Source organism: Kitasatospora sp. NPDC036934, assembly GCF_055608425.1.
On record NZ_JBVJQR010000014.1, the window covers coordinates 253933 to 267372 of the forward strand.

Annotated in this window: 11 protein-coding genes; 4 read left to right on the forward strand and 7 right to left on the reverse strand. The window is 72.8% G+C overall.

What is annotated here, in order from left to right; genetic code table 11:
* Window positions 1-223: 223 nt before the first annotated feature.
* From ACZ7BZ_RS23180 to ACZ7BZ_RS23190, 3 genes are all read left to right on the forward strand, one after another.
* Window positions 224-535 (forward strand): hypothetical protein, encoded by a 312-nt coding sequence (locus tag ACZ7BZ_RS23180; RefSeq protein WP_470359945.1) that lies wholly within the window; start codon window positions 224-226, stop codon window positions 533-535.
* Window positions 532-1176 (forward strand): acyl-CoA thioesterase, encoded by a 645-nt coding sequence (locus ACZ7BZ_RS23185; protein WP_470359946.1) that lies wholly within the window; start codon window positions 532-534, stop codon window positions 1174-1176. The genes ACZ7BZ_RS23180 and ACZ7BZ_RS23185 overlap by 4 nt, the downstream gene beginning before the upstream one ends.
* Before the next feature lie 360 nt (window positions 1177-1536).
* Window positions 1537-1932, forward strand: a complete 396-nt coding sequence (locus tag ACZ7BZ_RS23190; protein WP_380460839.1) for a DUF2267 domain-containing protein — start codon at window positions 1537-1539, stop codon at window positions 1930-1932.
* Here ACZ7BZ_RS23190 and manA read toward each other — a convergent pair.
* From manA to ACZ7BZ_RS23225, 7 genes are all read right to left on the reverse strand, one after another.
* Complete coding sequence (gene manA / locus ACZ7BZ_RS23195; RefSeq protein ID WP_470359947.1) at window positions 1896-3164, reverse strand: mannose-6-phosphate isomerase, class I; 1269 nt, start codon at window positions 3162-3164, stop codon at window positions 1896-1898. The two genes, ACZ7BZ_RS23190 and manA, sit on opposite strands and share 37 nt — an antisense overlap.
* Window positions 3165-3187: 23 nt before the next feature.
* Window positions 3188-4114, reverse strand: coding sequence for an ROK family protein (locus ACZ7BZ_RS23200; protein ID WP_470359948.1), 927 nt, complete (start codon window positions 4112-4114; stop codon window positions 3188-3190).
* Between the two features lie 75 nt (window positions 4115-4189).
* Complete coding sequence (locus tag ACZ7BZ_RS23205) at window positions 4190-7291, reverse strand: alpha-mannosidase (RefSeq protein WP_470359949.1); 3102 nt, start codon at window positions 7289-7291, stop codon at window positions 4190-4192.
* Window positions 7292-7410: 119 nt separating this feature from the next.
* Window positions 7411-8688 (reverse strand): glycoside hydrolase 5 family protein, encoded by a 1278-nt coding sequence (locus tag ACZ7BZ_RS23210; RefSeq protein ID WP_470359950.1) that lies wholly within the window; start codon window positions 8686-8688, stop codon window positions 7411-7413.
* A gap of 55 nt (window positions 8689-8743) precedes the next feature.
* Entirely contained in the window at window positions 8744-9607 is an 864-nt protein-coding gene (locus ACZ7BZ_RS23215) for a carbohydrate ABC transporter permease (RefSeq protein WP_470359951.1), read from the reverse strand.
* 4 nt (window positions 9608-9611) lie between these two features.
* On the reverse strand, window positions 9612-10484 hold the full coding sequence (locus tag ACZ7BZ_RS23220) for a carbohydrate ABC transporter permease (protein ID WP_380460827.1): 873 nt from the start codon (window positions 10482-10484) through the stop codon (window positions 9612-9614).
* A gap of 175 nt (window positions 10485-10659) precedes the next feature.
* Window positions 10660-11949 (reverse strand): ABC transporter substrate-binding protein, encoded by a 1290-nt coding sequence (locus tag ACZ7BZ_RS23225; protein ID WP_470359952.1) that lies wholly within the window; start codon window positions 11947-11949, stop codon window positions 10660-10662.
* A 233-nt stretch (window positions 11950-12182) separates the two neighbouring features.
* Between ACZ7BZ_RS23225 and ACZ7BZ_RS23230 the strand changes: the two genes are divergently transcribed.
* Complete coding sequence (locus ACZ7BZ_RS23230; RefSeq protein ID WP_470359953.1) at window positions 12183-13232, forward strand: LacI family DNA-binding transcriptional regulator; 1050 nt, start codon at window positions 12183-12185, stop codon at window positions 13230-13232.
* Window positions 13233-13440 lie beyond the last annotated feature (208 nt).

Here is a 13440-nt window from a genome sequence, read left to right on the forward strand (position 1 = left end):
CGATACCACCCGTTCTGCTTACCGCGTTCGGCTGATGGGGCATATTGTGTACCCCGGCAAACTACTCCAATGGAAGTCAGTTTCCCGTCGTGGTCCGAAAACCATCTGCGGACCCGCGCCGACTGGGATAGCGTCGAAGCCGTCGGGGGGCCGACACCGATCAGGGTGTATTCGAACGTCAGTTACCGGGCCGTAATGGCTCGAATTGGTCCTGGAGAAAAGCATGCGGAATTCCCCGGAGGAAAGCCGGTCGGACGCCATCGACGATCTGCAGCTCGCGGTCGACTCGCTGGCGGCCTTTCCCGCCCGGAACGCGGCCGGTGCGGCGGACGTCACCGAACGGCTCGCCGCGGTCGCCGAACTCTGCCGGTCGGTCGACATGATGCTCGACAGCCTGGTCGTCCAGGCGGCCGCCGAGGCCGCCGAGGAGGGCTGGACGGCGGCCCGGATGGCGGCCGAACAGTCCGGCTATTACGCCAGGTTGCAGCGGGCGTTGCTCCCCACCGGCGCCGGCGCCGGGCTGACGCAGCAGTGAGCGCGCTGCACCCGGGCGTGCACGTGCTGTCCTGCCCCACCCGGTGGAGCGACGTCGACGAGAACGGGCACATCAACAACGCCCGGCTGGTCGGCTACATCCAGGAGGGGATTCACGACCTGCTCCGGCACCACGCGACCGCCGTCCGGCAATCGCTGTTTTCGTCAGGATTCATTATCGCCCGACATGAAATCGATTACCTGGAGCAGTTGCACCACCGCCCCGAGCCATTGTCGGTGCGGCTCACCGTGAAACACCTCGGACGGAGTTCCGCGCACGTCGAGGTGAATGTCTGCCGTGATCCGCTGACATTTATGCGGGCGCGGACCGTGGTGGTCGCGCGGGACCAGGAATCCGGGCGTTCGCGCAAACTCAGCCAGAACGAGCGGCGTTTTCTGTCGGCGTTTATGTCGGTCTCGGAGGCTGGTGCGGCTCCGGACACGGGGCGTGGCGACGGCCGGGCCGTCGGCAGAGCCGCTGCTGCTGCCGCTGCCGCCGCTGCCGCCGCTGCCGCCGCTGCCGGCGCTGCCGGCGCGAGGCCGACGGCACCGGGGTCGGTGCCGCGCATGCCGGCCGGGTTCGGTGGCGGGGTGGGCTCGCCGCGGGGCCCGCGCCGCCGGTGCCGCACCTCGGCGGGCTGACCCCGCCCACCCGTGGGCTCCCGTGCCGGTGACGGCGCGGGCCGGCGGCGTGATCGACAACGGCGTCGATCCGTCGGTCCGGCCTCCGGCCCCGCCCCGGCATCCCCTCCCGCGACGCCCCCGCCCCGTGGCACCTCCCTCCCGTGCCGGCCCCTCGCGTCCCGCGGCGCCCGTCGTCAAGGTTGCGTTCGGGACCGGGCCCCCGGCCGGATCGGCGGGTATCGCCAAGGCCGGATCGCAGTACCCTGAGCAGCACGGGAGCCGGTACGTCCCCCGGCGGTCACGGGCTGCGATGAGGCGGCCCCTCCGGACCCATCGCCGCCGGCCCGGCCCGGCCCCGCAGGCCGGAAGGAGGACGCGATGACCATCTCCTCGGAGGACTTCCTCGCCCGCGTCGTGGAACGCGGCGAGTACCGGGGCGCGGCGGAGGCGGACCACGCCTCCCGGGTCGTGCTCGGGCTGCTCGGTGAGCACCTGGTGGGCGCGGAGCGGATGGAGATCGCCGACGCGCTGCCCGGGACGTACGCCTCGCTGCTCCGGGCCGCCGGACCCGCCGCGGAACCGCTGACCGCCGAGCGCTTCGTGGAGGCCGTGGTGGGCTGGATCGACGGCGCTACCACGGCGACGGCGCAGTGGGACATCGGGGCGGTGCTGAGCACCGTGGCCGACCTCGTCCCGGGGGACGTGGTCGACCGGGTCGTCGAGCAGCTGCCGGAAGGTTACGACCTGCTGTTCGGCCACCCGCTGCCCGCCTGAGGACACCCGTCGTCTGAAGCTCGGACCGGGACCCAGCCGCCCGTGGTGGCGCGGAAGAACTCCGCGCCCGGGCCAGTCAGTTCGACCGGTCCGGCTCCCGGGGGCAGGTAGGCGGAGGCACCCCGGGGCAGGTCCAGGCCGGGGAAGCCGGGGGAGTGCAGTCGGGCGTGGCCCGCGACGCACAGCAGGATCTGCGGGGTGGGCAGTTCGACGCGGTACGGGGCCGCCGACGGCCGGAGCCGGGAGAGGCGGAACTCCCTTGCGGGGGAGCGGAATTCGGCCTCCACGTCGTTCAGTGGGCGGGCGGTGCGGCGGACCGGCCCGGCGGCGCGGAAGGACGTGACGGCCAGCAGTCCGTCCACGTCGACGTGCTTGTTGGTGAGCCCGCAGCGCAGCACGTTGTCCGAATTGGCCATCAACTCCACACCGGTGCCACGGAGATAGGCGTGCGGCACCCCGGCGTCCAGGTACAGCGCCTGCCCGGTGCGGAGCCGGACGTGGTTGAGCAGCAGCGCGGCGAGCAGCCCCGGGTCGCCGGGGTGCTCGTCGGCCAGCCGGGCGTAAGCGGCGCAGGTCTTGGCGTAGCGGCCGCCGGCGGCCGCCGTACGGTGCAGCGCCGCGGTGACGGCGGCGAGTCGGGAGCCGTCGGCGGCGAGCTGGGAGCCGTCGGCGGCCAGCGCCTGCCGGAGCAGGACGGGCAGCGCCTCGGCGGCGGGCCGCTCGCGCAGGGCGGCGGACCAGGGGGCCAGCACGCCGAGGGCGTCCAGCAGCCGGGCGGTGCCGGCCGCCGGGCGGAAGCCGCAGAGGGCCTCGAAGTCGCCCAGCGCGCACAGCAGTTCGGGCTTGGCGGAGCGGTCCCTGAACACCCGCTCCGGGGCGTCCACGGGAATCCCCCGGGCCTGCTCGTCGGCGTAGCCGGCCTCGGCCTGGGCGCGGCTCGGGTGGACTTGGAGGGAGAGTGCCCGGTCGGCGGCCAGCACCTTGAACAGGAACGGCAGCGCCGGGCCGAACCGCCGTACGGTGCCGGGCCCGAGCAGGCCGTCCGGGTCGGCGGCGATCAGCGCGTCGAGCGGCCGTCCGTCCACCCGGGACGGCGCGGAGGGGTGGGCGCCCATCCACAGTTCGGCCTGCGGGGTGCCGTCGGGTGCGGTGCCGGTGAGGGCGGGGACGGCGGTGCGGGAGCCCCAGTCGTAGCGGCGGACCGGGTTGTCGAGCAGGGCGTAGGGCGGCATGCCGGGGTCTCCGGGGGCAGGTGTCAGCGGCAGAGCGCGGCGGCGCCGATCAGCCCGGCGTCGGTGCCGAGTTCGGCGCGGCGCACGTCCAGGCCGCGGAGGTAGGACAGGGCGGCGTAGCGGTCCAGGTGGCGGGCGAGCGGGTCGAACAGCACCGCTCCGGCGGTGGCCACGCCGCCGCCGACGACCACCCGCTGGAGGTCGACCAGGGCGGCGGTGGCGGCGATCCCGGCGGCCAGCGCCTGGGCGGCCCGGTCGAAGGAGGCCAGGGCGACCGGGTCGCCGGCGGCGGCGGAGGCGGCCACGCCGCGGGCGGTGCGGTCGCCGCCGGGCGGGCGCCAGCCGTCGGCGAGGGCCCGGCGGGCGATCGCGGTGCCGCTGGCCAGGCCCTCCAGGCAGCCGCGGGAGCCGCACGGGCAGGGCTCGCCGTCCAGTTCGACGGTGATGTGGCCGAGGTGTCCGGCATTGCCGCTGGGGCCGGGCCGGACGGCGCCGTCCAGCACCAGCCCGGCGCCGACGCCGGTGGACACCACCAGGCAGAGGGCGTTGTCGGCGCCCCGGGCCGCGCCCTGCCAGTGCTCGGCGGCGGCCATCGCGACGCCGTCCCCCGCCAGGCGGACCGGACGGTCGGCCACCGCCGGGTGCCCGGCTACCTCGGCGACCAGCGGGAAGCCGCGCCAGCCGGGGATGTTGACCGGGCTGACGGTGCCGCCGGCGAGGTCGACCGGGCCGGCGCTGCCGATGCCGACGGCCGTCACGGCGGTCCAGTCGGGGGTGCCGGCGAGCTGCTCCAGCACCTTGTGGACGACGGCGAGCACGGCCGTGCCCGGCTCCCGCGCGGGGGTGGGCAGCTGGAGCCGGTGCCGCAGCCGCCCGGCGCCGTCGACCAGCGCCCCGGCGATCTTGGTGCCGCCGATGTCGACGGCGGCGAACAGCGGGGTGAACGGCATGGCGGGCTCCACGGGGATCGGCGGCGCCCCGGCCGGGCGGGGCCGGGGCGCTCTCACGGTACGCGGGACGGTCGGTCAGCGGGCCGCGCTGAGCCGTAGGGTGACCAGCTCGAACGGCCGCAGTGCCAGCCGGACCGAGCCGTCCGCCACCGTCACCTCGCCGCGGGTGCCGTCCCAGGGCCGCTCCAGCAGGTCGCAGGGGACGGCGCCGGCCAGCGGGAAGGAGGTGCTCAGCCGGCCGCGGACCCGGCCGCCGCCCGCCTCGTAGACCCGGACGATCAGGTCTCCGCTGCGGTCGTCGGCGAGCTTGACGGCGCTGACCACCAGGGCGTCGTCGTCCACCTCGACCAGGGGTGCCACCCGCTCGGCGCTGCCGGTGACCCGCCGCTCGGGCAGGCCGATCCGGTAGCCCTCGCGGACGGCGTCGCCGATCGCCGCGCCCGGGACGAGTGCGTGCCGGAAGCGGTGCAGGCCCTGGTCGGTCTTCGGGTCGGGGAAGCGCGGGGCGCGCAGCAGCGAGAAGCGGACGGTCGTGGTGGTGCCGCCGTCGACCGGGCGCACGGTGCGGGTGACGTCGTGGCCGTAGGTGGAGGCGGTCACCAGGGCGACGCCCCAGCCGGGCTCGTCCAGGTGGACGAAGCGGTGGTTGCAGGCCTCGAACTTGGCGGCGTCCCAGCTGGTGTTGGTGTGGGTGGGCCGGTAGAGGTGGCCGAACTGGGTCTCGGCGGCGTAGCGCTCGGTGTGGACGTCCAGCGGGAAGGCGGCCTTGAGGAACTTCTCGGTCTCGTGCCAGTCGACCTCGGTGTCGATGTCGAGCCGCTGCTCGCCCGCGCGCAGGGTGAGGGTCTGGACGACGGTGGAGGAGCCGAAGGAGCGGGCGATCCGGACCTCGGCCCGGTCCTCGTCGGCCGAGGCGGTGAGCGAGTCCACGCCGGTCAGGTCGGTGACGGTGTTGCGGTAGAACTGGTCGACGTCCCAGGCGTCCCACATGTTGGGGAAGTCGGGGTGCAGCTGCAGCAGGTTGGCCCGGCTGCCGGGGGCGACGGTCTCCCGGCCGCTCGCCGTTTCCACCACCGAGCCGATCAGGCCGTCGGCGTCGACCACCACCTCCAGCAGGCCGTTGCGCAGGGTGAAGCCGCCGCCGTCGAGCGGGGTCGCCGTGCAGGCCGGACCGGCCGTGACGGCGACGGCCGCGCCGCCCGCCGGGACGGCCGAGCGCGGGTGCGGCGCGGCGTTGAACACCAGCTCGCGCCCGCCCTCCGCCGGACCGGCCAGCGCCTGCTGGGCCGCGCCGATCAGCGCCTCCAGCTCCCGGGCCAGCGCCGCGTAGGTGGCCTCGGCCTCGCGGTGCACCCAGGCGATCGAGGAGCCGGGCAGGATGTCGTGGAACTGGTGCAGCAGCACCGTCTTCCAGATCCGGTCCAGCTGCTCGTACGGGTACTCGTACGCCTCCTCGGTGCCGGTGCCGGTGCCGGTGCCGGTGCCGCTGCCGCTGCCGCTGCCGCTGCCGCTGCGCAACGCGGCGGTGGCGCACCAGAGTTCGGCCTCGCGCAGCAGGTTCTCGCTGCGCCGGTTGCCCTGCTTGGTCCTGGCCTGGCTGGTCAGGGTGGCCCGGTGCAGCTCCAGGTAGAGCTCACCGACCCAGACCGGCGGGTTCGGGTACTCGGCCTCGGCCTTGGCGAAGAACTCGGCGGGGTTCTCCCAGCGGACGGTGGCCGAGCCCTCCAAGTCCCGCAGCCGGGCCGCCTTGGCGACCATCTCGCGGGTCGTGCCGCCGCCGCCGTCGCCCCAGCCGGTCGGGGCGATCGAGTGCCGGGCCACCCCCTTGTCCTTGAAGTTCCTTGCCGCGTGGGCGATTTCGCTGCCCTTCATGGAGCAGTTGTAGGTGTCCACGGGCGGGAAGTGGGTGAAGATGCGGGTCCCGTCGATACCCTCCCAGAGAAAGGTGTGGTGCGGGAACTTGTTGACCTGGCTCCAGGAGATCTTCTGGGTCAGCAGCCACTTGGAGCCGGCGTTGCGGATGATCTGCGGCAGGCCGCCGGTGAAGCCGAAGGTGTCCGGCAGCCAGGCCTCGTGGTTCTCGATCCCGAACTCCTCCAGGAAGAACCGCTTGCCGTGCACGAACTGCCGGGCCATCGCCTCCGAGCCGGGCATGTTGGTGTCGGACTCGACCCACATGCCGCCGGCCGGGATGAACCGGCCCTCGGCCACCGCCTTGCGCACCCGGGCGTACACCTCGGGCCGGTGCTCCTTGATCCAGGCGTACTGCTGCGCCTGGGACATGGTGTAGCGGAACTCCGGCTCGTCCTCCAGCAGCGCGGTCATGTTGGCGGTGGTGCGGGCCACCTTGCGCACCGTCTCGCGCAGCGGCCACAGCCAGGCGGAGTCGATGTGGGCGTGGCCGATCGCACTGATCCGGTGCGCGGACGGCGCGGCGGGCGCGGCCAGCACCGCCGTGAGCTCCGAACGGGCCTGCGCGGCCGTTCCGTTGACGTCTTGAAGGTCGATCGCGTCCAGGCAGCGCTCGACCGCGCGCAGCACCTCCCAGCGGCGGGAGCCGTCCACCGGCAGCTCGGCCATCAGCTCGCCGAGCACCTCCAGGTCCAGTGCCAGCTGCCAGACGATGTCGTCGAAGACCGCGAGGTCCAGCCGGGCCAGCTTGTACTGGGGCTGGTCACCGGCCGTCTCCTTGTCGCCCAACTCGGTTGGCAGGAAGGGGTGGTAGTCCAGGATGACCGGGTTGGCGGCGGCCTCGACGTGCAGCAGCACCTGCTCGCCGCCAGCCGCCGGGGCGGCGATCCGCACCCACTGGTTGCGCGGGTTGAGGCCCTTCACCGGGCTGCCGTCCGGGCGGTAGACCAGGCCCTCGCACTGGAAGCCGGGCATGTTGGCGTCGAAGCCGAGGTCGATCAGCGCCTCGACCGTCCGGCCGGCCCAGGCCTCGGGCACGGTGCCGGACACGGTCAGCCAACTCGTGCCCCAGGGCGCGCCCCAGGCGTCGCCGGCCGCGATCGGGGTGCGCGGCGCGGCCAGCCCCTCGGCCACCGGGACGGGCTCGCCGGGGGCGGTCCAGATGCCGGCCTCCAGCGGGACGGACTCGGGGTAGACGGCGGGGAGGATGCGCTCCTCCAGGACGCGCTTGAGGCGGGACTCGACGAGGGTGCGGTCATCGTGCATGTCGGCAGGCTCCGTTGCGTGCTGGGGTACTGACGGCTGGGGTACTGACGGCTGGGGTGCTGACGGCTGGGGTACTGACGGCTGGGGTGCTGACGGCTGGGGTACTGACGGCTGGGGTACTACCGGGGACGTACGTCGGAGGGGTGGACCACCTCGGTGATGCCGCGCGCGGCCAGGTGCGCCGCGTCCTCGGCGCGTTCGGCGAGCACGGTGGTCGGCCGGGCGCCGGCCTCGGCGAGGCGCATGAAGGCTTCGTACACCGGTCCGCCCGGGCCGCAGTCCGCGCGGCGGGGGGAGGTGACCTCGTCGCCGGTGGCGACCACCACGGCGGTGCCGCGCGGCTCGGGCGGCCGCCAGCTCCGGCGGGCCTCTGCGGCGGCCTCGGCGAGCCGGGCGCCGGCCGGCTTGACCCTCCGATCGGTGGTCAACAGACCGAGGCTGTACTCCAGTTCGGGGAAGTCGGCGAGCGAGCGGTCCACGTCGTGGGAGCACCACCAGGTGACGCCCCAGACGTCCGGGCAGTCCAGTACGGCCTCGACGGTGGCGCCGGTGAACCGGGCCGCGTCCGCGGCGGTGATGTGCGGGGCGGGCGCGCCGACCTCCTGCAGCCAGACCGGGCGGGCCGGGTCGTCGGCCCAGGCCTTGGACAGCTCGACCAGGTAGGCGGCGTGCTGGGCGGTGGCGGTGGAGTGGGCGCCGTAGCGCTGGGCGGTGCCGTTGAACACCCAGGAGTGCACGGCGGTGGCGGCACCGAGGCGGGCCGAGTGCCAAGGCGTGAACGGGTGTTCGTCCAGGTACCACGCGGCGTCGTAGGAGGCGTGCAGGTGCAGCCGGCCGGGCGCGCCCTGCTCGCAGGCGGTGAGCATCCGGCGCAGCCAGGCCTCCGCCTCGGCGGGGGTGCAGCGGTCCGGCTCGGGGTGCGGGGCGCCGGAGAACTGGTTGATCTCGTTGCCGAGCGTCATCCCGAGGAAGTTCGACCGCTCGCTCAGCGCCCCGGCGAGGGTGCGCAGGTAGTCCGCCTGGCCGTCCAGCACCTCGGGGTCGGTGAAGAGGTTGCGGCGGTGCCAGGTCCGGGTCCAGGACGGCAGGAAGTCGAAGCTCGACAGGTGGCCCTGGAGGCCGTCCACCGCGACGTCCAGGCCGCGTTCGCCGGCCGCGTCCACCAGGGTGGTCAGCTGCTCGACGGCGCGCGGGCGGATCAGGGTGCGATTGGGCTGGAACAGCGGCCACAGCGGGAAGACCCGGACGTGGTCCAGGCCGAGGGCGGCGACGGAGTCGAAGTCGGCGCGCACGGCGTCCAGGTCGAAGTCGAGCCAGTGGTGGAACCAGCCGGAGCTGGGGGTGTAGTTGACGCCGAAGCGCGGGGCCTGCGGGGTGGCGGTCACGGGGGTGGTCACGGGGGCTACCTCAACTGGTTCGGGGCGTACGGACGGGGTCTCGTCCTCGGGGGGCTCAGCCCTTGACGGCTCCCTCCTCGACGCCCTTGAAGAAGAAGCGCTGGCAGACGGCGAACACCACGACGATCGGCAGGAAGGCGATCATGGTGCCGGCCGCGATCAGCCGGGGGTTGGCGGAGAAGGTGCCGTTGAGGTACTGGAGCCCGACGGTCAGGGTGTACTTCTGCGGGTCGTTGAGCACGATCAGCGGCCAGAGGAAGTCGTCCCAGGCGCCGATGAAGGTGAAGATGACGATCACGCTGAGCATGCCGCGCACGTTCGGCAGACCGATGTACCACAGCCGCTGCCAGACGTTGGCGCCGTCCACCAGCGCGGCCTGGTCCAGTTCCAGCGGCACGGCGGCGAAGGCGGTGCGCATCAGCAGCACGTTGAGCATGGCGATCGCCCCGGGCAGGGCCACGCCGGCCAGGCTGTCGGCCAGGCCGAGGCCGCGCACCAGTACGTACTGGGAGACGATGGTGACCTCGCCGGGCAGCACCAGGGTGGCCAGGAAGAGGCCGAGCACCAGCCTGGCGCCGCGGAAGCGCAGCCGGGCCAGGGCGTAGCCGGCCAGGGTGCAGCCGACCACGTTGCCGGTGATGCAGACGGCGGCGACGGTCAGCGAGTTGAGGGCGTACGTCCACACCGGGATGGTGTCGGCGACCTTGCCGAAGTTGCCGAGGGTCGGCTGCTCGGGCAGGAAGGCCGGGGTGCGGGTGTAGACGTCCTCGGCGGGGCCCTTGAGGGCGGTGGACAACTGCCACAGGAAGGGGCCGATGACCAGCAGCAGGACGAGCAGGAGCAGCAGGTAGCGGGCGGCGGTCTGGGCGGGGGACGGCGTGTTGAAGCCGCGGGCCGTCTTCGGGCGGAGGGTGGTCACGGGGTCAGGCCGCCTTCCGGTTCAGCCGCATCAGGAACAGCATCGGGCCGAGGGTGATGACGAACAGCAGCAGGCTCAGCGCGGAGGCGTAGCCCAGGTGGCCGTTGAAGCCGCGGCTGTACATCTGGATCAGCATCACCACCGACATGTCGCGGCCGCCGGGGCCGCCCTGTCCGTTGGAGAGTACGTACAGCTCGGAGAAGACGCGCAGCGAACTCACCGAGATCAGCGCGGAGATCAGCACCATGGTCGGCCGCACCCCGGGCAGGGTGACGTGCCAGAAGCGGCGCAGCGAGCTCGCGCCGTCCACGGCCGCCGCCTCGTGCAGCTCGCGCGGGACGTTGGCGAGGGCGGACAGGTAGATGACCATGTAGTAGCCCAGGCCCTTCCAGACGGTCAGGGCGATCGCGCTGAACAGCAGCAGCCAGCGGTCGGTGAGGAAGGAGACCGGGGAGTCGGCCAGGCCGGTCTGCTGGAGCAGGCCGTTGACCAGACCCCGGTCGTCCAGCACCCAGCCCCAGATCAGCGCCACCACGACCGCGGAGGCGATCACCGGGGTGTAGAAGGCGGTGCGGAAGAAGGTGATGCCGGGGATCCGGCGCTGGACGAGCAGGGCGAGCAGCAGCGGCAGGACGGTCAGCAGCGGGAGGCAGACCAGCATGAAGACGATGCTGTTCAGCAGGGCGTCGGCGAGCTGGGCGTCGTCCAGCAGGCGGCCGTAGTTCTCCAGGCCGGTGAAGTGCCCGCCGCCGATGGGTTTGGCGTTGGTGAAGGACAGGATCACCGTGTTGACGGCCGGCCAGAGGTTGAAGACGGCCAGCCAGAGAATCGCGGGGCCGGCGAGCAGCCATGGGGTGAACCAACGCCGGTGGGTCATGCGGGGGCCTTCCTGGGGCTGGGCCCTGGGCCTTCCGGGGGCCGGGGCGGTACGGGTCATTCCCGGGGCGGCGGGTGTGGGGGAGGCCCGCCGCTGCGCCGGTACGGGAGTCACCGGGGGTGTGGGACGGCGTGGGGTGGGGTGGTGCGCGGTGGGGTGGTGCGGGGCGGGTGGATCAGCCCTTGAGCAGCTTGTCGCACTGCTCGACGGCAGTGTCCAGCGCCTGCTTGGAGCTGGTCTGGCCGCCGATGGCGAGGGCGAACTGCTGCTTGACGATGGTGCCCATCGCGTCGTCCACCTCGACCGGCTGGATCAGCTGGGCCTTGGCGAGCGAGTTGAAGGCGATCACCTTGGCGTCGCCCGCGTTGGTGCCGTCGCTCCTGCTGAAGAAGGGGTCGTTCGCGGAGGCCTTGGTGGACGGGAAGACGCTGGTCAGGTGGGCGAAGGCGGCCTGGTTCTCCGGGCTGGTGACCCAGCGGGCGAGCGCCACCGCGGCGGCCGGGTTCTTGGTGTTCTTGGGGATGGACAGGCCCTGGACGTACAGCGGCGGGGTGCCCATCGCGGGGGAGGGGACGACCTTCGGCGCGAGCGAGGGGTTGTCGGTGGCGAGGCTGGTGATGAAGTTTCCGCCGCCGGTGGTCCAGGCCGCGGTACCGGCGCTGAACAGCTTGGAGTTGCCGGCGTAGGTGTCGGTGAGCACCCCGTTCGGCATCAGGCCGTCCTTGAAGGCGTCCCGGTACTTGTCGAGCAGGGCGGCGGCCTCGGGGGTGTTGAAGGTGAAGGACTTGCCGTCGTCGGACATGATCTTCACGCCGATGTTGTAGAGGTCGCCTAGGCCCGGCTTGCGGCTCATCAGGTAGGTCTGGCCGCCGGACTTCTCCTTCATCACCCGGGCCTGGGCGAGGAGTTCGTCCAGGTCGGCCGGGGGCTTCTTCGGGTCCAGGCCGTTCTTTTCGAGAAGGTCCGAACTCCAGTAGTTCACATCGGTGTTGAGGTACCAGGGGTAGCCGAAGGTGCCCTGGTAGCCGTGGTAGCGGTAGGCGTTCACGCCGCCGGCCACGTACTCGTCGGCGACCTTGGGGTCGGCCTTGGCGACGTCCAGCAGGACGTCCTTCTTGGCCAGCGGGAAGGCGAAGTCCGGCGGGAGGTTGACCACGTCGGGCAGGGTGCCGGAGGCGGCCTGGCTGAGCACCTTGTCGGCGTAGCCCTCACCGGGCTGGTCCAGCCAGTCGACCTCGACGCCGGGGTACTTCTTCTTGAAGCCGTCGATCACGCCCTGCATGTAGTCGGTGAACTTCGGCTTGAGCGACCAGGTCTGGATCGAGACCTTGCCCTTGACCTCACCGGTGGCGGCCGCACTCGCCACGTTGTCGCTGCTCTTGGTGTCTCCGGAGCCGAGTCCGCAGCCGGTGAGGGCCGCCGCGGTGAGGGCCGTCGTGGTCAGTGCCGCCCAGATTCTTCGCATGAGGGTCTCCCGGTCCTGGGGGTGGGTGGGGGATCGCGGCGAGCTCGGGTGGGTGTCCGGGGCGGGTGTCCGGGGTGTTGTGTCCGGGGTGGGTGCACGTGGACGGTGAGCTCGCGGGTTTGCGCGTTCTTGGGTTGTGTCGAGTTCCAGAAACTGACTAACTAAACCGGTCTAGCTCTGGCAGGGACTATGCTCCCGCCTAAACTTGGCTGTCAAGAGAGGAGTCGGGTTCCGTGGGCAGACCGACGATCGCCGACATCGCGCGCCAGGCCGGTGTCTCCAAGGGCGCGGTCTCCTTCGCGCTCAACGGCCGCCCGGGTGTCAGCGAGGCGACCAGGGACCGGATCCTGCGGGTCGCCGAGGAGATGAACTGGCGCCCGCACAGCGCCGCCCGCGCCCTCGGCGGGGCCCGGTCCGACGCCGTCGGCCTGGTGATAGCCCGCCCCGCCCGCACCATCGGCGTCGAGCCGTTCTTCAGCCAACTGCTGTCCGGCCTGCAGGCGGTGCTCTCGGCCAGCTCGATCGCCCTGCACCTGATGGTGGTCGAGGACACCGCCGCCGAGATCGAGGTCTACCGGCGCTGGGCCTCCGAACACCGGGTGGACGGCTTCATCGTGGTGGACCTCCAGGTCAGGGACCCCCGATTGCCCGTCCTGGACGAACTCGGGCTGCCCGCCGTCGTGCTGGGCGGCCCCGGCAAGGGCGGCAACCAGCTGCGGATCTGGGCCGACGACCGGGAGGCGATGCTCTCCATCGTCGACTACCTGGCCGCCATCGGGCACCGCCGGATCGCCCACCTCGCCGGGCTGCCGCACTTCCAGCACACCCAGCGCCGGATCCGCGCGCTGCGCGACGCCTCGCGCCGGCTCGGCCTGGAGGAGGCTCTGTCGGTGCCCACCGACTTCAGCGACGCCGAGGGCGCGGCGGCCACCCGCACCCTGCTCTCCCGGCCCCGGAGGCCCACCGCGATCGTCTACGACAGCGACGTGATGGCCGTCGCCGGGCTCGGCGTGGCCGGGGAGATGGGCGTCGCGGTGCCCGGGGAGCTGTCCATCGTCTCCTTCGACGACTCGGTGCTCGCCCGGATCGTCCACCCGCCGCTGACCGCGCTCAGCCGGGACACCTTCGCGCTCGGCGAGCAGGTCGCCCGCAGCCTGCTGGAGGCGCTGGACGGGGCGGGGGCCGGGCGGGACCTGCAGATGCCGACGCCCCGGCTGACGGTGCGGGAGTCGACCTCGCCGCCGGGGGGCGTGTCGTACGCCGGTTGGCTCGGCGCGACGTAGCTCCGTGGAGTGGTTGCTGCGCGGGCCGTTGACAGTCGTTCTGAACCGGTTTAGCCTCGCTGCGCCGAGCGGGCTCCACCCTGGGTGCGTACCGGTCCCGGCCCCCGGGAGGACCGCTCGTTGCGACTCCACCGCTCAGTACCGGCACGCCCACATGCAGCCCGGCCCCGTCCGCGACGGCGGCCCGCCCCCACCTCCTCCGCTCGAT